This is a genomic window from Pseudomonas benzenivorans, from assembly GCF_033547155.1.
GTDB lineage: Bacteria > Pseudomonadota > Gammaproteobacteria > Pseudomonadales > Pseudomonadaceae > Aquipseudomonas > Aquipseudomonas benzenivorans_B.
The window spans coordinates 1,479,217-1,500,974 of the sequence record NZ_CP137892.1; the positions used below are offsets into that span (position 1 = coordinate 1,479,217).

The 21,758-nt window shown below is 64.8% G+C and carries 18 protein-coding genes; 8 read left to right on the top strand and 10 right to left on the bottom strand.

Going from position 1 to position 21,758, the window contains the following annotated elements; translation table 11 throughout:
- Positions 1 to 242 precede the first annotated feature (242 nt).
- On the top strand, positions 243 to 1,481 hold the full coding sequence (locus SBP02_RS06890; protein WP_318645655.1) for a nucleoside deaminase: 1,239 nt from the start codon (positions 243 to 245) through the stop codon (positions 1,479 to 1,481).
- A 243-nt stretch (positions 1,482 to 1,724) separates the two neighbouring features.
- On the opposite strand, the gene SBP02_RS06895 is transcribed toward SBP02_RS06890, so the two are convergent.
- Positions 1,725 to 2,030 (bottom strand): hypothetical protein, encoded by a 306-nt coding sequence (locus tag SBP02_RS06895; RefSeq protein ID WP_318645656.1) that lies wholly within the window; start codon positions 2,028 to 2,030, stop codon positions 1,725 to 1,727.
- A 281-nt stretch (positions 2,031 to 2,311) separates the two neighbouring features.
- Here SBP02_RS06895 and SBP02_RS06900 point away from each other — a divergent pair, with 281 nt between their 5' ends.
- The 3 genes from SBP02_RS06900 (at position 2,312) to SBP02_RS06910 (ending at position 6,257) form a co-directional block, all read left to right on the top strand.
- Positions 2,312 to 2,977: a dioxygenase family protein gene (locus tag SBP02_RS06900; protein ID WP_318645657.1), complete on the top strand. Its 666-nt coding sequence runs from the start codon at positions 2,312 to 2,314 to the stop codon at positions 2,975 to 2,977.
- A gap of 164 nt (positions 2,978 to 3,141) precedes the next feature.
- Positions 3,142 to 3,885 carry a class I SAM-dependent DNA methyltransferase gene (locus SBP02_RS06905; protein WP_318645658.1) on the top strand — a complete coding sequence of 248 codons (744 nt, stop codon included), beginning with the start codon at positions 3,142 to 3,144 and terminating at the stop codon, positions 3,883 to 3,885.
- A 173-nt stretch (positions 3,886 to 4,058) separates the two neighbouring features.
- On the top strand, positions 4,059 to 6,257 hold the full coding sequence (locus SBP02_RS06910; RefSeq protein ID WP_318645659.1) for an OsmC domain/YcaO domain-containing protein: 2,199 nt from the start codon (positions 4,059 to 4,061) through the stop codon (positions 6,255 to 6,257).
- Between the two features lie 160 nt (positions 6,258 to 6,417).
- Here SBP02_RS06910 and SBP02_RS06915 read toward each other — a convergent pair whose 3' ends face one another.
- The 9 genes from SBP02_RS06915 to SBP02_RS06955 form a co-directional block, all read right to left on the bottom strand.
- Positions 6,418 to 6,882 carry a BRO-N domain-containing protein gene (locus SBP02_RS06915; protein WP_318645660.1) on the bottom strand — a complete coding sequence of 155 codons (465 nt, stop codon included), beginning with the start codon at positions 6,880 to 6,882 and terminating at the stop codon, positions 6,418 to 6,420.
- Positions 6,883 to 7,261: 379 nt separating this feature from the next.
- Complete coding sequence (locus SBP02_RS06920) at positions 7,262 to 7,636, bottom strand: DUF7079 family protein (protein WP_318645661.1); 375 nt, start codon at positions 7,634 to 7,636, stop codon at positions 7,262 to 7,264.
- Entirely contained in the window at positions 7,633 to 8,415 is a 783-nt protein-coding gene (locus SBP02_RS06925) for a hypothetical protein (RefSeq protein WP_318645662.1), read from the bottom strand. Before SBP02_RS06925 ends, SBP02_RS06920 begins: the two co-directional genes overlap by 4 nt.
- Positions 8,412 to 8,969 (bottom strand): PAAR domain-containing protein, encoded by a 558-nt coding sequence (locus SBP02_RS06930; protein WP_318645663.1) that lies wholly within the window; start codon positions 8,967 to 8,969, stop codon positions 8,412 to 8,414. The genes SBP02_RS06925 and SBP02_RS06930 overlap by 4 nt, the downstream gene beginning before the upstream one ends.
- Positions 8,970 to 9,203: 234 nt before the next feature.
- On the bottom strand, positions 9,204 to 9,737 hold the full coding sequence (locus SBP02_RS06935) for an REP-associated tyrosine transposase (RefSeq protein WP_318645665.1): 534 nt from the start codon (positions 9,735 to 9,737) through the stop codon (positions 9,204 to 9,206).
- A gap of 223 nt (positions 9,738 to 9,960) precedes the next feature.
- Entirely contained in the window at positions 9,961 to 10,368 is a 408-nt protein-coding gene (locus SBP02_RS06940) for an NUDIX hydrolase (protein ID WP_318645666.1), read from the bottom strand.
- An 839-nt stretch (positions 10,369 to 11,207) separates the two neighbouring features.
- On the bottom strand, positions 11,208 to 11,369 hold the full coding sequence (locus SBP02_RS06945; RefSeq protein WP_318645667.1) for a hypothetical protein: 162 nt from the start codon (positions 11,367 to 11,369) through the stop codon (positions 11,208 to 11,210).
- Positions 11,370 to 11,782: 413 nt separating this feature from the next.
- Positions 11,783 to 13,033: a ribonucleotide-diphosphate reductase subunit beta gene (locus SBP02_RS06950; RefSeq protein WP_318645668.1), complete on the bottom strand. Its 1,251-nt coding sequence runs from the start codon at positions 13,031 to 13,033 to the stop codon at positions 11,783 to 11,785.
- Positions 13,034 to 13,323: 290 nt separating this feature from the next.
- Entirely contained in the window at positions 13,324 to 16,224 is a 2,901-nt protein-coding gene (locus SBP02_RS06955) for a ribonucleoside-diphosphate reductase subunit alpha (RefSeq protein ID WP_318645669.1), read from the bottom strand.
- 803 nt (positions 16,225 to 17,027) lie between these two features.
- Here SBP02_RS06955 and SBP02_RS06960 point away from each other — a divergent pair.
- The 4 genes from SBP02_RS06960 to SBP02_RS06975 all read left to right on the top strand — a co-directional run bounded on the left by SBP02_RS06960 (position 17,028) and on the right by SBP02_RS06975 (position 21,718).
- The gene (locus tag SBP02_RS06960; protein WP_318645670.1) at positions 17,028 to 17,750 is read left to right on the top strand and encodes a winged helix-turn-helix domain-containing protein; all 723 of its coding nucleotides are present in this window, start codon (positions 17,028 to 17,030) and stop codon (positions 17,748 to 17,750) included.
- Entirely contained in the window at positions 17,747 to 19,363 is a 1,617-nt protein-coding gene (locus tag SBP02_RS06965; RefSeq protein WP_318645671.1) for an ATP-binding protein, read from the top strand. The genes SBP02_RS06960 and SBP02_RS06965 overlap by 4 nt, the downstream gene beginning before the upstream one ends.
- A gap of 95 nt (positions 19,364 to 19,458) precedes the next feature.
- Positions 19,459 to 20,004: a sigma-70 family RNA polymerase sigma factor gene (locus SBP02_RS06970; protein WP_318645672.1), complete on the top strand. Its 546-nt coding sequence runs from the start codon at positions 19,459 to 19,461 to the stop codon at positions 20,002 to 20,004.
- 46 nt (positions 20,005 to 20,050) lie between these two features.
- Entirely contained in the window at positions 20,051 to 21,718 is a 1,668-nt protein-coding gene (locus tag SBP02_RS06975) for a multidrug ABC transporter permease/ATP-binding protein (protein ID WP_318645673.1), read from the top strand.
- The last annotated feature ends 40 nt before the right edge of the window (positions 21,719 to 21,758 follow it).

A 21,758-nucleotide genomic window follows, 5' to 3' on the forward strand; every position in this document is an offset into this window, starting at 1 on the left:
CCCACGACTGGCCAGGCCAGTGCAGCGTATCCGGCTCGAGCGCCTGCCTGCATAGCGGCCGGTGGCGCGGTGCGCCGCTGGGCGCCCCGGCATCAGGGGCAAGGGAGGCACTCATATAGCGAAGTCAGCGTGCGATGCAGAAGAGCTAGGCCAAATGCATATAGTCGGCTGCGAAGGCCTGAACTACTTTTGCAAGGCGTCAGAATTCTCTGGCGATATGGACAGCAAGGAGCCGGAAACCCATGAGCACATTGAATAGTGCGCAAGGAGCAGTGGATACCGTCGCCAATCAGGCCATCTATGCGGCCCTCCAACAAACCTTCGCCGTAGGCGGCGCCATCATCGACAACGGCACGGGCGAAGTCATAGTCGCCATGCACAACAATGTGCTGATGCCGTTCGGCAACGGCACCCCCTATTTCCTCCCCCACGACCCCACCGCGCATGGCGAGCGGCAGCTGGTGGACTGGTATTACGAGAACGCCGCATCGCTGAACCTGCCACCGCCCAACCAACTGACCATCGTCACCACCCTGGACCCCTGCGCCATGTGCGCCGGCTCCCTGCTCACCGCCGGCTTCAACGTGGCCGTCAGCGCGATCGACGATTACGCGGGCATCAACTACAACAGCCAGTTCAGCTTCCCGTCGCTGCCACCGCAGATACGCCAGCAGGCACAGGCCACCTGGGGCTATTACGCGGTCGCCGAGCCGGTCAGCCGCGGTTACCAGGGCTCGAGCGCCCCGGTGTTCGCCGGCCAAGCCATCGACTCGGCGGCGTACTTCCTCACCGGCTCGATCTTCTCCGCCAGCGTCAACACGGTGCGCGATGCCTCCAACAACAGCGGCCTGCCGCCCGATCAGTTGCAGAACCCGGCTAGGCTCCCGGCCAACAGCAAGGTGCGTCGAGCCTTGACCGAGCTGAGCCCCTACGCGCTGTCCGTGCAGTCGGCGAACCCTCGCGACCCTGGCGCGGAGCTGGCCCCGCCGCTGTTGCAGGCCGCGCAGCAAGGCTCGGTGTTCAACTCGGTGGCCCTGCTCGACCCGTTCGGCAATCTGTTGCTGTGCCTGGGCGGCCGGGAGGATCGGTCGCCGATACGCACGGCCTTCATGGAAACGACCCGCAGCTACGCCGTTCTGCGCTGGACCCTGATGAACGACCCCGACCCGGCGGTACGCGCCGAGGCCGAGCATTACCTGACCCATCCCAAGTACGGCACCTTCGTGTTCCTCTACGCCCCCGATCCGAACACCCCGCAAGCGGTGATGACCTTCGGTGCCTACGGTTCGACCATGGAGGGCCCGGTACCGCAGAGCTACCCGTCCAACCTGCAATATGTGCTGTTGCCCGGCACTGCCACGGCGCAAGCGCTGGGGACGCTGGCCCAGAATCTGCCGCCGTTCTACACCCAGAGCGTGCAAGTGGCCCCGAACCAGGTCTTGAGCCAGGATTTGATCAACGAGGTCAAGAAAGGCGTTTAACGGCTGACGCAAACCTACATGCCAGCCCGCCGTGACGTCGGCGGGCCGGCATCCTCTCCGCGCCGGTGGCCGGCAGCCTTGTCGCCACACGCGAAATGCTCCGACCCCCAGTTGCGACGCCGGCGCCGGGCATCAGGGAGTGCTTTCTGTGAAAACCAACGCCTGGTGCGTCGCTGCGTTCGGCCGTCGAGCGGCGCTGCGTAAGGGGAGCATGCGGCGGCCTGTTCTACCGGTCTGAGGCCGCTATTCACCGTCCCCGGCGCGGGTGCGGTTCGTCAGCCGCTGCAGCAGGGCCTGCTCACACAGCCTGAACAGCAGGTAGCAGGCCATCGCCAGCAGCGCGATCAGCGTCAGCTCGCCAAGCTGCAGCAAGCCGCCGCTCATCAGCGCCAGCCAGCCATGCCGGACGATAAAGGCCGCATTGCTGCCGATCAGCTGCACCAGGTCTAGGGTGAAGTAGCCGAACGCCAGGAAGCTCCCCGTCATGAGCAGAAAGCTCACCACGGGATGACGGCACAGCCATCGATAGAAGGCGCGTTCAACTGGCATGGTCACTCCCGTGGGGGGCGCAGTCTGTGCCGCCGGCACGTGCCAGTGCGGCAGGGATGTAGGAGAAATGTAGCTTACACGGGGCGTCGTGCGGGGCAGCCAGTGCAGGGGGGCGACCGCCGCCGTCTGATGGCGGCCAGGTGCCGGCCTGGGGGCAGCCGACCGGGGCGCGGCCCCGGCACCGTCGGAACGCAGAGCTAGACTTATTGCATACGGCCGGGCCCGCTTGAGGGCGGCCGTGTCCGATGTGCCGGGGCCGGCCCCCGGCCAGGAGGCGGGAGGTGGACAAGCTGCACAGGGCAGGCGCCGGCCTTTCACGGCGTCACTTTATCTATGCTGGCGCTATCCTCGGCGGTGGCCTGCTGGCCGCGCCGGCGCTGGCACGCCAGCTTTGTCGGAGCACGGCCGGCGATATCCTCGGCCCCTACTACCGCTTCGGTGCGCCCTTCCTGAGCAAACTGGCGGGGCCGGATGAGCCCGGCGAGCGCCTGGTGGTGAGCGGCACCGTGCTCAGCGCCGACTGCCGCACGCCCCTCCCCAACGCCCTGGTCGAGGTCTGGCAGGCCAACGGTGCGGGCCTGTACGACACCCAGACCCCCGGCAACTTCACCGACAAGGGCCACTTCCACCTGCGCGGCATGCTCTACACCGACGCCCAGGGGCGTTACCGCATCGAGACGGTAATGCCCGGACGCTACCCGGTGCCGCCGAACCTGCCGGGGCTGGAACGGTACGCCGGGATCACCCGGCCGGCGCATATCCACTTCCGGGTGATGGAGTCGCTGCACGTACCGGTGACCCTGCAGCTGTATTTCGAGGGCGACCCCTATATCGCCGAGGACCCTTGGGCCAGCGCGCACCCGGACAACGTCATCGCCCTGGAGGCGGACGGCGAGGGGCGGCGCGGCGGGTTCGATATCGTCCTGGCCAGAGGGACCCAGAGTTAGGCGGCGAGCCTTGGCGGGCGCTGCGGGCAATCTGCGGGGGAGGGGGCGACCCCGTTAACGGCCACTCCTGAAAGGTTGGGCCGCTCGCTGCGCCAATACTTCCCGCGACCGGGTTGGGCTATGATGCGCGCCCCCCAATGCTCCGGTTAAACCCTCAGGTCATCATGCCCGGCAATGCCCTCTATACCGATCTGTCCGGTTATTACGACCTGATGTGCGCCGATATCGACTATCAGGCGCAAAGTCACTGCATTCACCGGCTGCAGCAGCTATTCGGCAATGCCGGCAAGCGCCACCTGGATCTGGCCTGTGGCACCGGGCCGCATGTTCGCCACTTCATCGACGCCGGCTATGAAAGCAGCGGGCTCGACATCAACCAGCCGATGCTGGACCGGGCGGCGCTGCGCTGCCCGGAGGCACGGTTTTCCCTGCAGGACATGTGCGGCTTCACGCTGACCGAGCCGGTGGACCTGATCACCTGCTTCCTCTATTCGCTCCACTACAGCGGCGGATTCGAGCGGTTGAAGGCCTGTATCGCCAGCGTGCATGGCGCGCTGGCCGCCAATGGGGTGTTCTGCTTCAACGCCGTCGACAAGCAGCAGATCGACAACGATCTATTCGTCACCCATACCGCCCGGCATGCCGACGGCCTGTTCAGCTTCAGCTCCGGCTGGAGCTATTGCGGCGCTGGCGAGCAGCAGTCGCTGAAACTGCGCATCGAACGCAGGGTGGCGGACGCCAGCCAGGTATGGCACGACGAACACCCCATGGTGGCCGCGAGCTTCGCCGAGCTGCAGGAGCTGTTGCAGCCATACTTCGAGGTGCATGTGCTTGAGCATGATTACCAGAAGATCATCCCCTGGAATCAAACCTCCGGGAACGCGATCTTTGCCTGCGTAAAGATCTGACACGCTACCCATCCACCATTCCAATACGGATCGACCGACGAACCCGGCAACGACGCGCAGGACGCAAAGCCGCGAAGCGTTTTCCACCGGGTGGATATCCGGGCTACTAGCTTCCTGCAGAAAAGCCGGATAATGGCCGCCAATTCGTCTCGCCCGCTTTATTTGGTAACCCCATGGAAATCAAGGTCAACTTTCTCGACAACCTCCGTCTCGAAGCCAAGTTCGATGACTTCACGGTGATCGCCGACCAGCCCATCCGCTACAAGGGCGACGGCTCGGCGCCGGGGCCGTTCGACTACTTCCTGGCCTCCTCGGCGCTGTGCGCGGCCTACTTCGTCAAGCTGTACTGCCAGACGCGCAACATCCCCACCGACAACATCCGCCTGTCGCAGAACAACATCGTCGACCCGGAAGACCGCTACAAGCAGATCTTCAAGATCCAGGTCGAGCTGCCGGCGGACATCGCCGAGAAGGACCGCCTGGGCATCCTGCGCTCCATCGACCGCTGCACGGTGAAGAAGGTGGTGCAGACCGGCCCCGACTTCGTCATCGAGCAAGTGGCCAACCTCGATGCCGACGCCCAGGCCCTGCTGATGCCGACGCTGACTGCGGGCGAGGGCACGCGCATCCTCGGCAAGGACCTGCCGCTGGAGCAGACCATCGTCAACATGTCCGGCATCCTCGCCGAGCTGGGGATGAAGATCGAGATCGCCTCCTGGCGCAACATCGTGCCCAACGTCTGGTCGCTGCATATCCGCGACGCCCAGTCGCCGCTGTGCTTCACCAACGGCAAGGGCGCGACCAAGGAAAGTGCCCTGGCCTCGGCCCTGGGCGAGTTCATCGAGCGGCTCAACTGCAACTTCTTCTACAACGACCAGTTCTGGGGCGAGGAGATCGCCAATGCGCCCTTCGTGCATTACCCCAACGAGCGCTGGTTCAAGCCGGGGCCGCGCGACGCGCTGCCCGAGGAGATCCTCGACGCGCATTGCCTGGCCATCTACAACCCCGACGGCGAGCTGCGCGGCTCGCACCTGTACGACACCAACTCGGGCAACAAGGCGCGCGGCATCTGCTCGCTGCCCTTCGTGCGCCAGTCGGACGGCGAGGTGGTGTACTTCCCCTCCAACCTGATCGAGAACCTCTACCTCAGCAACGGCATGAGCGCCGGCAACACCCTGGTCGAGGCCCAGGTGCAGTGCCTGTCGGAAATCTTCGAGCGGGCGGTCAAGCGCGAGATCCTGGAGAACGAGCTGGCCCTGCCGGACGTGCCGCAGGAGGTGCTGGCCAAGTACCCGGCCATCCTCGCCGGCATCCGGGGCCTGGAGGCGCAGGGCTTCCCGGTGCTGGTCAAGGATGCGTCGCTCGGCGGCGAATTCCCGGTGATGTGCGTGACCCTGATGAACCCGCGCACCGGCGGCGTGTTCGCCTCCTTCGGCGCCCACCCCAGCTTCGAGGTGGCGCTGGAGCGCAGCCTCACCGAGCTGCTCCAGGGTCGCAGCTTCGAGGGCCTCAACGACCTGCCGCCGCCGACCTTCGAGAGCCAGGCCCTGACCGAGCCGAACAACTTCGTCGAACACTTCATCGACTCCAGCGGCGTGGTGTCCTGGCGCTTCTTCAGCGCCAAGGCCGACTACGAATTCGTCGAGTGGGACTTCTCCGGCCAGGGCGAGGACTCGAACCAGCAGGAAGCCGCGACCCTGTTCGGCATCCTCGAGGACATGGGCAAGGAGGTGTACATGGCGGTGTACGACGACCTCGGCGCCAACGCCTGCCGCATCCTGGTGCCGGGCTACTCGGAGATCTACCCGGTGGAGGACCTGATCTGGGACAACACCAACAAGGCGCTGATCTTCCGCTCCGACATCCTCAATCTGCACAGCCTGAGCGACATGCGCCTCAGATCGCTGCTCAAGAGCCTGGAGCAGTGCGAGGTCGACGACTACACCGACATCAGCACGCTGATCGGCATCGAGTTCGACGACAACACCGTGTGGGGCCAGCTGACCATCCTCGAGCTGAAGCTGCTGATCTACCTCGCCCTGAAGAAGTTCGACGAGGCCAAGGAGCTGGTGGAGGCCTTCCTGCAGTACAACGACAACACCGTCGAGCGCGGCCTGTTCTACCAGGCGCTCAACGTGGTGCTGGAGGTGCAGCTGGACGACGACCTGGACATGGCCGACTTTGAACCCAACTTCCGCCGCATGTTCGGCGACGAGCGCATGGATGCGGCACTGGGCTCGGTGGACGGCAGCGTGCGCTTCCATGGCCTGACGCCGACCAGCACGAAGCTGGAAGGCCTCGACAAGCACCTGCGCCTGGTGGAGAGCTACAAGAAGCTGCATGCGGCGCGGGCCAGGGCGGCGGGGCTTTAACGCCAGCGGATGCGCATCTGGGAGCGGTAGGTACTGCGCACCGGGAAGCTTGAGCCAAGGTGGACATGCTGCACGTCACCCACCCTGCAAATGCCTGCCGGGCAGGGTGGATGACGCTTTTCTCATCCACCGTTGTATCAGTGGTTATCCGGGCTACTCGCTACAGCGGGCGGTAGGGAACCCAGGTATCGCCATGCCAGTGCAGCAGCGACAGCCCCCGGCGGTTCTCACGCCGTGGGCGGCGTTCATTGTCGTGTTGGCTGTCGCGCAACGTGGGCACCACATCGCAGGTGATCCAACGGCGGATGCAGCGATTTTCCGGGTGGTAGTAATGGATCAGCGCGGAGTAGATGCCGGACTCGCTGATCAGCCTTGTGCGCTCCGGCTGGCCGTGCGTGTTCAGTATCACCGCGTCGAGCAACTGGTCGGCATCGAGCGTGCGGGCTGCGCGCTCCATAAGCTGGGGCTGCGCGATCATCCGGCCGAAGTCACGCGCGCAAAACCAGCACTGATGCTCGATCAGGAGTGCGCGCAGTTGTCGCCGATGACGGGTGAAGGTCTGGGGAATCAGTATTTCGCCGGTGATGTCCGGTTGGGAGCTGGAGTTCTCGGTGTGATTAGGCATATCCATTACCTCTGTGTGAGTTCAGCTTTCTTAGGGCTAAGGCGCCGGGAGCTAAGAAACCCCACACAGAGGGCCGGACGTATTCCCCTTTCGGGTCTTGTATTAGCCCACTCCCGACATAACAGAGGTGCATTTTTTGCGCGCAGGGTGAAACCGCAGGCACAAAAAAGCCGCAAACTTTCGGGAGCGGTCAGGCCGCTGTGTGGATCAAGACGTTTCTTAGGCGCCGGGTGGCAGAGTAGGGCGATAAGGGCGGAGGGTCAACCTGCCTGAGCTGCCGTGGAACTGCCCTCCGGCAAGCGCATCCTGAACACAAGGTCTCGTCAATGGAAGACGGGGTTTATGGAGCGCTTACGCTCAATCGACCAGCGGCAGCTGCTCATCTGCCAGCGTCGGCCGCGTCCTGGCGATCTAGCTCGCGCTCGATGCTCAGCCACTCGTCCTTGAGTCGGTAACGAAGGTAGACCACGAAGGCCCGATCGCGCAGGCGGCGAAAGGTCGAAATGCGGCGGGCTTCCTGAGTGCTCTCGATAGTCTCGTTGAGCCAGGTACTCTCGAATGCTGTCCAGATCGGTGGGATGGGGGCCTGCAGGTTGGAATAGCAAACGGGAGCCACCTCCTCGAAGAACACCAGCTCTATCGTGGAGCGGTCAAAACCCGCCAACTGCCGAGCGATGGCCTTGTAGTCGACTTCGTTGTCGACGAAGGCATCCGATAGCGCCGACCGCAATCGAGTGCGCTCATCGCGCGTCAAAACACTTCCCACTTGGAAAACTCCTCAAGTTCGTCATCCAGGGCGTCTGCAGCAACCCCGCCTGCGATCCCGCCTACTGCTCCACCCGCTAGCACCACGGCGATGGCGCAGAACGGTGCGCCGGGGCCACAGATGAGCGAGACGCCAAGGCCAGCGAGAAGACCGCCTGCGGCACCGCCACCGATGATCATGCCTTGGCGCGCAGTCTCCTTAACCTTGTTATCGGCGTTGAGTATTTCGTAGGTAGCGAATGCTGCGGTCACCAGAATGCCCACCTTGCCCATGATGCGCAGGCGAGCCGTGCCTTTGGTGAACTTGGCGTTGTCCCGGCCGGAGGCTTCAATTACCTCGTAATGAATCTGCTTCTTCTGCTCGGTGGTGAGTGCCTCGTAGGACTTGCCGAACTTATCGGCTGCGTACTTCTCGAACAGCTGCGGCAGGGTCGGAGGCGTTTTCTTGTACTGCTCCGCCTTGGCGAGTCCGGTAACGGACGTGATTTTTCGGTGTTCGGCCATGATCTTGTTGCGCATTTCGTGGCAAAACTCGACGCCCGCCTGGCTGCTGATCTTTCCGGCTGCCACATCCGCTCGTACCTGGGCGGACATTCGTTTGATGTTGGCGGCATAGCTGGCGCGGGTTTGAGCATCGTTAATCGCGTCGAGGGAGAACCTTGTCGCGGCGCCTTCCATGGCAGAGACGGCTTCATCGAGAGGGGAACGTGGCAGTGTGTGCCCGTTCTGCGTTTGGTACTGGCCTTGAACCTCAATGCTTTCGGTCATCCTTGACTGCTCCCTGTGATCATTGAGAGAAGTTTGTCTGTTACAGAAGGCTGCTCACCCACGCTAGGCACGGGGATTTCGACCCGAGTGCAGATGGAGCCCGAGGCGTTGGCGAAGGTCACCAAGTTATCGCTGTTGAAGGTGCCCGTGAGCCTTGATCCATCATCGAAATGGGCGATGCATTGCCAGCCCGTGTAGCGCTCGGCTGTGGGAATCTGAAAGCTGATCCACTTGCCTATCTCCAGAGGCGCAGGACTAACAAAGGGAGCCGTTACCACCGAATCCCCGATAATCACCGTGCCCGACCCACCGATAATCACGCTCCCATGGCCTCCCGTGCTGCCCAGGGTCGCCGCTGGCAAACCGTTGATCAGTACGGTGCTGGCTACAGCACCTGCGATAGGGCTGCCACAGGCAGAGGTATCGGTCAGTCGGGCCGCCGGCAGGTTATCGAACAAGACGTTTGGGGAGCCTGTTGCAATGGGGTTGGTGCCATGGCCAGGCACCGGGCAAGAGGTGGGATCAGATTGGCGAGCCGCCGGTTTTCCGCTCATGGTGAAACCTCCTTGTTTTCGTAGGCATAGATCCTACGCGTCTCTCCGTTAGTGCTCCTGCAACATGTGCCGAACTGGGCGCGGTGTCACGGTTTGTTCAGGGTATGACAGAAAAGGAGGGTGTCCGAGTTTTTGTGTCTCCGGTTCGGAGCGACAGTGTCGCTCATGAGCTGGTTACGCAAAATTCTGCACACCCTCCCGCGTGGAATGCCGCCTTCGACGCTCCGCGTCCACTCACGCCCAGCGATCGATCTCGAGCAACCCCGGCTGTCCCTCGTAGTTCCGAGCACTGGAATAGCGCCAGTGCTCAGGCCAATCCACATAACCGCGCCGAACCGGGTTCAGGTGGATGTAATCGAGCTTCTGCCGCATCACCTCAGGTGAGCAGACCAGCTCGGCATGGCTGCCTTCCTGCCAGAACTGGTACTGCCGATCCTGCTTGTGCGCGCGCTTGGCAAAGCTCAGGCGCTGCAGCGTGGAATCCGCGCCGCGCTGCTGCAGATGGTCGAGCATCTTGCGGGCCGTGTAGGACTTGAAGCTGCTCACGCACCTGGCCAGGTCGGGCGCCTGGGCCAGGTAATGCAGATGGTTCTCCAGCACCACGTAGCCATACAGCCGTAACCCCTGGTTGGCCTGCTGGTAGCGCCAGCAGTCGAGCAGGATGTCGACCAGAGCAGGGCGGTTGAACAAGGGTAGCCACTCCAAAACCGTGCAGGTGAGGAAGTGCGGCTGAGCGGTATCGGTGATGACGTAGCGACTGCGGCCCATGGGATTCGTCCTTGAATCGGTTGGCGGGTCATGCGTGGCGGCCCTTCTCCTGCCTGGCTGATGGCTCCCACGCTCCGCGTGGGAGCCTAGCCCGTGACGCTCCGCGTCGCTACGGGGTTTAGTGTGCGCACAGCCTTAGGTGGACGCAGAACGTCGAGGGCTGCATTCCCACGCGGAGCGTGGGAACGATCAGATCAGATGCGCGCCGCGGAAGCGCTCGCCGTCAGCCTTCAAGCGGCCACAACAGCGGCAGCACCTGCTCGCGCAGCAGCGGCGCCAGGCTCTCGGGCGGTGTGTCCTGGGGCGCCAGCCAAAGCAGCTCTTCCAGTTCGGCGGCCGCCTCGACGGCGTGGGGCTGCGGGGCGCGAAATACGCTCGCCTCGATCCAGGTGTCCGGCTCGTTGGCCGCCAGTGCGCGGAACCGACCGAGGGGGCGAAGGCTTTCGGCGGCCAGACTCAGGTTCAGCTCCTCGGCCAGCTCTCGCGTCAGCGCCGCCAGGGCGTCCTCGCCCGGCTCGGCCTTGCCGCCCGGCAACATAAAGGCCTGTGTGTCGCGCTTGCGCACTAGCAAAAGACGGCCGGCCTCGTCGAACAGGCAGGCGGCGGAGATGGTGAGGAGGGTGGGCGTCATGGGTGGATTTTGCTTGGTCATGGTGGCGTGCATGGCTGTTGGTGCGTTGATGGGTATCGCTGCGCTCGACCCGTCCTACGGGCTCGCTTGATTGCGGCGCCCAGCTTGGCCGGGTTGATGGCTCCCACGCTCCGCGTGGGAGCCGAGCCCGTGGCGCTCCGCGTCGCTACGAAGGCGGAGTGTGCGCAAGACATCGGGTGAACGCAGAGCGTCGAGGGCTGCATTCCCACGCGGAGCGTGGGAACGATCATGATCCCTGGCCTAGGCGGCCCCGCCCATCGCGGCTCTCGCGGCATCCATGCCGCTCAACCCTCTACGCAATGATTACGCTCGGCCTCCTGAAGGGGCGTTTGGTGACGCCTGTGCCCTCGAGGAAGAAGAGCAACAACGCAGACGCAGCCGTTATGGAGGCGTACGCGGATATCGCATGCTCGCGTTCCGGGTCCCCGTCAGAAGGCCGAGTGGAGGTGTTGCGCAGGGGGGCGCGAGGCAGGACGCCGAGCGAGGAGCGAAGGGGCAGGGACGCCCCTTCGTGACGGCCCCCGGAGCGGCACCGAAAGGAGGGAACCCCGCCGCAGGCGGGGCCGGATGTCGGGGTGCCCTTCTCTTTGGTTACTTTCTCTTGGGCAAACAAGAGAAAGTGACTCGCCGTAAGGGCGAAACCGGTAGTAGCTGGCGACGAGAAAATAAATCTGTCCCCTTTTTCCATTGGGTGGGCGCAGAGCGCCGAGGGCTGCATTCCCACGCAGAGCGTGGGAACGATCAAAAGAGTGGGTATTGCTAAAGGGGATGAGCGTGTAGCGTGGGGAGGGAAAGGGGTGGTTATCCACCCCTAATGGTCATTGAGAGCTTTTCTTGGTTTGAATAGCTTCCCACAGAAGCGAGGCGCCAAAGCAGGTTACTGCTAGGGGAATGCCCCACTTTACGTCCGTATTGATTAAGCCTGTGGCTTCAGCGAGCCCCAGCGCGCCTGCCAACATGACGAAAATTCCGATAAACATAGCCATGCCCTCCAGTTACTTCTTTCGAGAGCTATCAGGTGTGGTTTCTACTGGAATCCACACGCTTCCGGGGCTGCTGGTTGGTGGAAGCGGCTTGTTGTCCGCTACTGTCGCAAAGTTGTCCTTTGCGCCACCTCTAGGCCCGTGTTCTTGGAAGATTCCACCTTGCTTTCCGGTGCTTTCACCGGGCTTCTTACCTTGTGCCATGAGAGTTCCTCCTAGGCAGTTTTGAATCGGCAAGAAGAGAGATGGAGTAGTGACGTGTGTCGGAAAAGTCTCAGACGGAACTGTCACCTACGCGAAAACTAGATAGAATCCGCGCCCATCCCTCGTCTCACCGAGGGGGAGCGCTGTCTGTGGGCAAGTTTCTCAGGCTGACCCCACAGGCAGCGCGCTTTCTTTCTTCTGGGATATCAATCCCAGCTCAACGCCCCACCCGTCTGATATTCGATCACACGGGTCTCGAAGAAGTTCTTCTCCTTCTTCAGGTCCATGATCTCGCTCATCCACGGGAAGGGGTTGGAGGTGCCCGGGTACTCTTCCTTCAGGCCGATCTGGGTCAGGCGGCGGTTGGCGATGAACTTGAGGTAGTCCTCCATCATCGCCGCGTTCATGCCCAGCACGCCGCGGGGCATGGTGTCGCGGGCGTATTCGATCTCCAGCTGGGTGCCCTGGAGGATCATCTGGGTGGCTTCGTCCTTCATCGCCGCATCCCACAGGTGCGGGTTCTCGATCTTGATCTGGTTGATCACGTCGATGCCGAAGTTCAGGTGCATGGACTCGTCGCGCAGGATGTACTGGAACTGCTCGGCGACGCCGGTCATCTTGTTGCGCCGGCCCATGGAGAGGATCTGGGTGAAGCCGCAGTAGAAGAACACGCCTTCGAGCACACAGTAGTAGGCGATCAGGTTGCGCAGCAGTTCCTTGTCGGTCTCCACGGTGCCGGTGTTGAAGGTCGGGTCGGAGATGGCGCGGGTGTACTTCAGGCCCCAGCTGGCCTTCTTCGCCACGCTCGGGATCTCGTGGTACATGTTGAAGATCTCGCCTTCGTCCATGCCCAGGGACTCGATGCAGTACTGGTAGGCGTGGGTGTGGATCGCCTCCTCGAAGGCCTGGCGCAGGATGTACTGGCGGCACTCGGGGTTGGTGATCAGGCGGTACACGGCCAGGGCCAGGTTGTTGGCCACCAGGGAGTCGGCGGTGGAGAAGAAGCCGAGGTTGCGCATGACGATGCGGCGCTCGTCGTCGGTCAGGCCGTCGGCGCTCTTCCACAGGGCGATGTCGGCGTTCATGTTCACTTCCTGGGGCATCCAGTGGTTGGCGCAACCATCCAGATACTTCTGCCAGGCCCAGTCGTACTTGAAGGGCACGAGCTGGTTGAGGTCGGCGCGGGCGTTGATCATGCGCTTCTGGTCGACCTGCACGCGGGCGGCGGAGCCTTCCAGCTCGTCGAGGCCTTCCTGGATGTCCAGCTGGTCGAGGGCGGCCTTGGCGCGGGCGACCGCGGCGCTGTCGTCGGCGGCTACGGCGCGGGCCTCGTGGGCGGCGGCGTCGCCGGCCTGGTCGAGCTTGTCCAGGCCCATGTCGGCCGCCTGGGCGGCGGCGGTGGTGGCGACGGCGGCGTCGGCGCCGTCTTCCTTGTCGAATTCATCCCAGCTCAGCATGGCTTGGCTCCTGCTTGAGGGCCGGTGAAATGACCGGCCTGTATGGATATACAGTTAAATACTAGTCTGTGGCGTCGTGCACACAAAGCACAGCGGCGACCGGCGGTCGCCTGGCGGAGGTCTGCGCCTCTGGCCGGATTCGCCTGTCGGCGAACCCTCAACAATTCGAGCGTGAAGCTGAGCGAGTGAGCGCTAGGCGCCTGGCAGGTTGGAACCCCTGAGCGTACGTCTGTACGTGATGGGGGCCGACCTGCCGGGCAACGACGCGGGCCCCGCTCAGCTTCGCGCGCTTACTGGCACGCTTCGCAGTCCGGCTCGTCGATGGCACAGGCCTTCGGCACCGGTGCCGGAGCCGGTGCGGCCTGCTCCGGGGCCTTGGCCGGTGCGGCGCTGAGGCCGTCGCCACCACCGCTGGACACGGCGTTGAGCTTGCCGGTGTTGATGGTCGACTTCTCGGTGCTGGTGGCGGCCAGGGCACGGAGGTAGTAGGTGGTCTTCAGGCCGCGGTACCAGGCCATGCGGTAGGTCACGTCGAGCTTCTTGCCCGAGGCACCGGCGATATACAGGTTCAGCGACTGGGCCTGGTCGATCCACTTCTGGCGGCGGCTGGCGGCGTCGACTATCCACTTGGTCTCCACCTCGAAGGCGGTGGCGTACAGGTCCTTGAGGTCCTGGGGGATGCGCTCGATCTGCTGCACGGAGCCGTCGTAGTACTTCAGGTCGTTGACCATGACCGAGTCCCACAGGCCGCGGGCCTTGAGGTCGCGCACCAGGTAGGGGTTGATCACGGTGAACTCGCCGGAGAGGTTCGACTTCACGTAGAGGTTCTGGTAGGTCGGCTCGATGGACTGCGACACGCCGGTGATGTTGGCGATGGTCGCGGTCGGGGCGATGGCCATGATGTTGGAGTTGCGGATGCCCTTCTGCACGCGGGCGCGCAGCGGGGCCCAGTCCAGCGACTCGGAGAGGTCGACGTCGATGTACTTCTGCCCGCGCGCCTCGATGAGGATCTGCTGGGAGTCCAGCGGCAGGATGCCCTTGGACCACAGCGAGCCCTGGAAGGTCTCGTAGGCGCCGCGCTCGTCGGCCAGGTCGCAGGAGGCCTGGATGGCGTAGTAGCTGACCGCCTCCATGGACTTGTCGGCGAATTCCACCGCGGCGTCGGAGCCGTAGGGGATGTGCTGCAGGTACAGGGCGTCCTGGAAGCCCATGATGCCCAGGCCCACCGGACGGTGCTTGAGGTTGGAGTTCTTCGCCTGGGGCACCGAGTAGTAGTTGATGTCGATGACGTTATCGAGCATGCGCACCGCGGTCTTCACGGTACGGCCGAGCTTCTCGCGGTCCAGCTTGCCGTCGACGATGTGGTTGACCAGGTTCACCGAGCCCAGGTTGCACACGGCGATCTCGTCGGCGTTGGTGTTCAGGGTGATCTCGGTGCACAGGTTGGAGCTGTGCACCACGCCCACGTGCTGCTGCGGGCTGCGCAGGTTGCACGGGTCCTTGAAGGTCAGCCAGGGGTGGCCGGTCTCGAACAGCATCGAGAGCATCTTGCGCCACAGGTCCTTGGCCTGGATGGTCTTGAACAGCTTGATCTTGCCGTACTCGGTGAGGGCCTCGTAGTACTCGTAGCGCTCCTCGAAGGCCTTGCCGGTCAGGTCGTGCAGGTCCGGCACTTCGCTCGGGCTGAACAGGGTCCACTTGCCGTCGTCGAACACGCGCTTCATGAACAGATCGGGAATCCAGTTGGCGGTGTTCATGTCGTGGGTGCGGCGACGGTCGTCGCCGGTGTTCTTGCGCAGCTCGAGGAATTCCTCGATGTCCATGTGCCAGGTTTCCAGGTAGGCGCACACCGCGCCCTTGCGCTTGCCGCCCTGGTTGACTGCCACGGCGGTGTCGTTGACCACCTTGAGGAAGGGCACGACGCCCTGGCTCTTGCCGTTGGTGCCCTTGATGTAGGAGCCCAGGGCGCGCACCGGGGTCCAGTCGTTGCCCAGGCCGCCGGCGAACTTGGACAGCATGGCGTTGTCGTGGATGGCGCTGTAGATGCCCGAGAGGTCGTCCGGCACCGTGGTCAGGTAGCAGCTGGACAGCTGCGGGCGCAGGGTGCCGGCGTTGAACAGGGTCGGGGTGGACGACATGTAGTCGAACGACGACAGCAGGTTGTAGAACTCGATGGCGCGCTCTTCCTTCTGCGGCTCCTCGATGGCCAGGCCCATGGCCACGCGCATGAAGAAGATCTGCGGCAGTTCGAAGCGGGTGCCGTCCTTGTGGATGAAGTAGCGGTCGTACAGGGTCTGCAGGCCCAGGTAGGTGAACTGCTGGTCGCGCTCGTGATCGATGGCGGCGCCCAGCTTGGCCAGGTCGTAGTCCTTGAGCTTGGGGTCGATCAGCTCGAACTCGACACCTTTGGCCACATAGGCGGGAAGCGCCTTGGCGTACAGCTCGGCCATCTCGTGGTGGGTGGCGCTGCTGGCCACGCCGAGGAAGCCCAGGCCTTCGGCGCGGATGTTGTCCATCAGCAGGCGGGCAGTGACGTAGCTGTAGTTCGGCTCGCGCTCGACCAGGGTACGGGCGGTCATCACCAGGGCGGTGTTGACGTCCTTCTCGTTGACCCCGTCGTAGAGGTTCTTCAGGGTTTCGCGCTCGATCAGCGCGCCGTCGACCTCGGCCAGGCCTTCGCAGGCCTCGCGGATGATGGTCTGCAGGCGGCCCATGTCCAGCGGCGCGACGCTGCCGTCGGCGGCGGTGACGCGGATGCTCGGATGTGGCTGGGCGATTTCGCTGGCGCCGGCCTTGCGCTTGGCGGCCTGGGCTTCGCGGTAGATCACGTAGTCGCGGGCGACCTTCTGCTCGCCGGCGCGCATCAGGGCCAGTTCGACCTGGTCCTGGATCTCCTCGATGTGGATGGTGCCGCCCGACGGCATGCGGCGCTTGAAGGTGGCGGTGACCTGTTCGGTCAGGCGCGCGACTGTGTCATGGATGCGCGACGAGGCGGCGGCGGTGCCGCCCTCCACGGCGAGAAAGGCCTTGGTGATGGCGACGGTGATCTTGTCGTCGGTGTAGGGCACCACGGTGCCGTTACGCTTGATCACACGCAGCTGGCCGGGCGCGGTGGCGCTCAGGTCCTGGCTGGCATCGGCGGCCTGCGGCGCTGGGGCCTGCGGGTTCTCGCGAGTGGTGTCGGTATGCATGAAGGTCTCCGTGCTGTGAAAGTCTGTTAGTTGGGCGCTATGCCTGGCGTACCCGCCGTTCATTCCATTTCAACAACGCCATGCGCAGGCCGGGCCGGGCGCATGGGACTTGCAAACTGGGCTGGGAGGGCACGACTAAAGCGCCTTCCTGGCTCAAAAGTCTAGTGTCGACAAGGGTCGGCACTACTATATCTAGTGGTTCGTGCGCAAGGGCTCTGCGCCTTGTTTCGTACCCTGCAGGCGTCGAGTGCGACGCGGGAGGGCGGTTGGCTTTGCTGCGGCGCTGGGGCCGGCGGCAGCATTCACCTGCACTGTTGTTGTTCTCGGTCTGGACCTTTGTGGTGCAAATGTGCTTGTGTCGTCTGCTGTGCCAAAACCCAACATGTAGGTGTTTGGCGCGATGGAGATACAAGATAGTGCGGTGTTCGGGTGAAGACAAGCCGAGGCTGAATGGCCCCCTGTGGATAAATCTGTGGGTTATCTTGGGGTAACTTTCGGCAGGGCCCGAGATAGCTGGGGTTGCCCCCGGGAGACCGTTCGTCGAGCTGGGCGTGGATTTTTTCCTTTCCCTGGCGGGGTATTTTGCCTCCATCACACAAACACAATATGTAGGTTTTTTTCTTGATTATTGGCCCGCGCTGTGCAGCCGGCGCCTCGGCGCGGGAGCGGTGCTCGCGAGGGCGAGCGATTGCCCAGGTCGGCCTGCCGGTTTCGCCGCTTGGGATTCGCCGCCGCTGGCGGTCACGGCGTTGTTACAATGCCGGCCTGTTTCGGCCCGGTTGATCTGTCCTTGGGAGGCAGCAGTGGAGCAAGAGTCGTGGCACATCCTGATCGTCGAGGACGATCAGCGGCTGGCCGAGTTGACCCGTGAGTACCTAGAGGGCAACGGCCTGACGGTGAGCATCGAGGCCGACGGCGCCCGGGCGGCGTCGCGCATTCTCAAGGAGCAGCCGGACCTGGTGATCCTCGATCTGATGCTGCCCGGCGAGGACGGCCTGTCGATCTGCCGCAAGGTGCGCGGCGGTTACCCGGGGCCGATCCTGATGCTCACCGCGCGCACCGACGACATGGACCAGGTGCTCGGCCTGGAGATGGGCGCCGACGACTACGTGTGCAAGCCGGTGCGCCCGCGGGTGCTGTTGGCCCGGGTGCGCGCCCTGTTGCGGCGCCACGAGGGCAGTGCGCCGAGCGCGGCCCAGGAGCCGCGGCGCCTGGAGTTCGGCGCGCTGGTGATCGACAGCGCGATGCGCGAGGCCTGGTTGGGCGGGCAGGGCATCGAGCTGACCAGCGCCGAGTTCGACCTGCTCTGGCTGCTCACGGCCAACGCCGGGCGCATCCTCTCGCGCGAGGAGATCTTCACCGCCCTGCGCGGCATCGAGTACGACGGCCAGGACCGCTCCATAGACGTGCGCATCTCGCGCATCCGGCCGAAGATCGGTGACGACCCCATGCACCCGCGGCTGATCAAGACGGTGCGCAGCAAGGGTTACCTGTTTGTCGCCGAGGCGGCCGCCGAGCTGCTATGAACTCCATCTTCCTGCGCATCTACGCCGGCATGCTGGCGGTGCTGGTGCTGGTGGCGCTGCTCGGCGTCGGCACCCTGCAGCTGCTCAACGAGGTGCGCGCCGACCAGTACCGTGAGCGCCTGGCCAGCGGCACCTTCCGCCTGATGAGCGACAACCTGGCGCCCATGGCTGAAGTCGAGCGGCGTCGGGCCATGGCGGTGTGGGCGCGCCTGCTGGGCATTCCGCTGAGCCTCCAGGCCCTGGATGAGGCGGGGCTGGACGGCGGCGCGCGCAAGCGCCTGTTGCGCGGCCAGGTGCTGGTGCGCCAGACCGGGCCCCATGCCGCGCAAGTCCACAGCCTGGTCGGCGAGCAGGAGCAGTTGCTGCTGACCGGCGAGGTGCAGCAGGTCAGCGAGCAGCTGGCGCGGGCGACCGTCTACCTGCTGATCGACGAGCTGGTGCGCTTTCCCGAGGCGGAGCAACCGCGACGCCTGGCCGAGCTGAAGCAAGCCAAGCAGTTCGGCTTCGATCTGCGCCTGGTGCACCTGGAGCGGGCCAATCTGGATGTCGACCAGCGCCGCCGGGTCGACGAGGGCGACACGGTGATGGCCCTGGGCAAGGGCGGCGACAGCATTCATGTGTTCGCCGGCATCGTCGATACCGACTGGGTGCTGGAGATCGGCCCGCTGTATCAGATGGACCCCTATCCGTCGCAGCTGCTGGTGCTGATCGGCGCCCTGGGCCTGAGCCTGATCGGCCTGATGGTCTATCTGCTGGTGCGGCCGCTGGAACAGCGCCTGCGTGCGTTGGAGGGGGCCGCCACCCAGCTGGCCAGCGGCCGCCTGGAGGCACGGGTGCCGGCCCATGGCAGCGATGCGGTGGGGCGCCTGGCCAATGCCTTCAATGCCATGGCCGAGCATCTGCAGCGTTCGCTGAGCACCCAGCGCGAGCTGGTGCGGGCGGTGTCCCACGAGCTGCGCACGCCGGTGGCGCGTCTGCGCTTCGGCCTGGAGATGATCGGCGATGCCGAGAGCGAGGCGGCGCGGCGCAAGTATATGGACGGCATGGACAGCGATATCCAGGATCTCGACAAGCTGGTCGACGAGATGCTCACCTACGCGCGTCTGGAGCAGGGCGCGCCGGCGCTGAACTTCCAGGTGGTCGACCTGGGCAAGTTGATCGACCAGGTGATCGCCGAGCTGGCGCCGCTGCGCGCCGAGGTGCGGGTCGAGCGCGGCCCGGTGGTGGATGCGGCGGATGGCGCCGGCGCGCGGGTCGAAGGCGAGCCGCGCTATCTGCACCGGGCCTTGCAGAACCTGGTGAGCAACGCCATGCGCCACGCCGAGTCGCGGGTGCGCCTGAGCTACCGGATCGGCCACCAGCGCTGTCGCCTGGATGTCGAGGACGATGGCCCCGGGGTACCGGAATCGGCCTGGGAGCGCCTGTTCAAACCCTTCCTGCGCCTGGACGACAGCCGCACCCGCGCCTCCGGCGGCCATGGCCTGGGGCTGTCGATCGTGCGGCGGATCATTTACTGGCATGGCGGCCGGGCGCAGATCAGCCGCAGCGAGGCTCTGGGCGGTGCGCGTTTCAGCCTGATCTGGCCGCGCCGTCAGGGCGACAAGGCAGACTAAGCCGTCCTTGAGGGGTTTCCGGACACTTTAAGGGGTTGTATTGATAATTATTATCATTAAGATGGGCGGCCTGATACTTGCCAGGAAGGCCGACCATGGGTGCTTCGCCCCGCCATTGCAGCGCTTCCGCGCGGCCTCTGCAGGCCGAGCTCGAAGGGCTCTACGCTAGCCATCGCACGGCGTTGCTGCAGTCGGCCAGCGCCTTGCTGGGCTGCTCGGCGCGTGCCGAGGACGTGGTCCAGGATGCCTTTCTCAAGCTCTGGGAAAACGGCGAGCAGCTGGCCATCGACGATGCCCTGAAGTACCTGTTCCGCACGGTGCGCAACCTGTGCATCGACCGCCTGCGCCGCCTGGCCCTGGAGGGGCGCTACCAGGCGGAGGATGCCCAGCTCGCCGAACTGCCGGCGCCGACGCCGTCGCCGGAGCGCAGCGCCTTAGGAAGGCTCGGCTGGCAGCGCCTGGTCGAGGCGCTGGGCGAACTGCCGGCGCGTACCCGCGAGGCCTTCACCATGAGCCAGCTGGAGGGCTATAGCCAGCGCGAGGTGGCTAGTCACCTGCGCGCCTCGCCGACCCTGGTGCATTTTCTCGTGCGCGATGCCCTGGGCCACTGCCGTTCCCACCTGGGCGAGTGGCCATGCTGATTCTCATCCCGCGAAGCCCGGCTTCGCCCCGACCGGAAACCGAACGATGAAGCTGTTGCGCCTGTTGTTTCTCGATCACCGTCTGCCCCTGATCGGCGTGCTGCTGCTGAGCCTGTGCAGCGCCTTGCTGAGCATCGGCGTGATCGCCTTCGTCAACCTGCGGCTGATCGCCGTGGACGGCCTGCTGATCGATACGCTGGCGCAGTTCGCCGGGCTGTTGCTGCTGTTGCTGCTGTGTGCCGGGGCGGCCCAGGTGTCGCTGCACCGGCTCGGCCATCGCTTCGTCTACCGCCTGCGCCGGGGCCTGGTGAAGCGGGTGCTGGACACCGATATCCAGCGCCTGGAGCGGATCGGCGGGCCGCGCATCCTCGCCAGCCTGTCCAGCGACATCCGCAACATCACCATCGCCTTCGTGCACCTGCCGGAGATGGTCTACGGCCTGGTGCTGAGCCTGGCCGCCTTCGCCTACCTGGCCTGGCTGTCGCCCGCGCTGTTCGGCGTGACCCTGGCCTGGCTGGGCTTCACCCTGGCGGTGGGCTGGGTCTTCGTCGGTCGGGTCAATCACCATATTCGCCTGCTGCGCGAGGCCGAGGACCGGCTCTACCAGGACTACCAGGCGGTGATCGACGGGCGCAAGGAGCTGGCGCTGAACCGCGACCGCGCCCGGCGGCTGTACGAGGAGGAGTTCGACGCCAACGCCGAGGCCTATCGCGCCCATGTCACCCGCGCCGACATCTACAATGGCCTGGCCGGCAACTGGGCCAATATCATGGTGCTCGGCACCATCGGCCTGGTGTTCTTCTTCGCCAACGGCCAGGGCTGGGCCAGTGCGGCGGTGGCGGCGACCTTCGCCCTGACCGTGCTGTTCCTGCGCACGCCGATGGTGGCGGCGGTCGGTTCCGTGCCGAGCATGCTGTCCGCCCGAGTCGCCCTGGACAAACTCGATGCCCTGGAGCTGGCGCCGCTGCGCGACGAGTTCGAACAACCGCCGGCGCTGGCGGCCGACTGGCAATGCCTGGAGCTGCGTGGCGTGGTCTACCACTATCCCGGAGAGGGCGACGAGGCCGGCTTCGACGTCGGCCCGCTGGACCTGACGCTCAACCGCGGCGAGCTGTTGTTCCTGGTCGGCGGCAACGGCAGCGGCAAGTCGACCCTGGCGCGCCTGCTCACCGGGCTGTACCGGCCGGTGGCGGGGGAGATTCTGCTCGATGGGCGTGCCCTCGGCGAGGCCGACTGGCCGGCCTACCGGCGGCTGTTCTCCAGCGTGTTCACCGACTTCCACCTGTTCGCCCGGCTGCTCGGCGCCGACGGGGCCGAGGCCGAGCCGGCCGTCACCGACCGTTGGCTGCACAGCCTGCATCTGGCGCACAAGGTGCGTCACGGCCAGGGCCGCCTGCTCGATACACGCTATTCCCAGGGCCAGCGCAAGCGCCTGGCGCTGCTGCTGGCGATGCTCGAGGAGCGCGACATCCTGGTGCTCGACGAGTGGGCGGCGGATCAGGATCCGCTGTTCCGCCGGCTGTTCTACCGCGAGCTGTTGCCGCAGCTGCAGGCCGCCGGCAAGACGGTATTGGCCATCAGCCATGACGATCATTACTTCGACCAGGCCGACCGCCTGTTGAAGATGGATACCGGCCGGCTCCTGGAGCTGACCGGAGAAGCCCGCAGCCGCGCCAGCCAGGATGCGCTGCGGGAGATCGCCAGCCCGGCGTAGCGGGCGAGCCGGCCCGATCGCCTGCTTGGCGAGGGTTCGG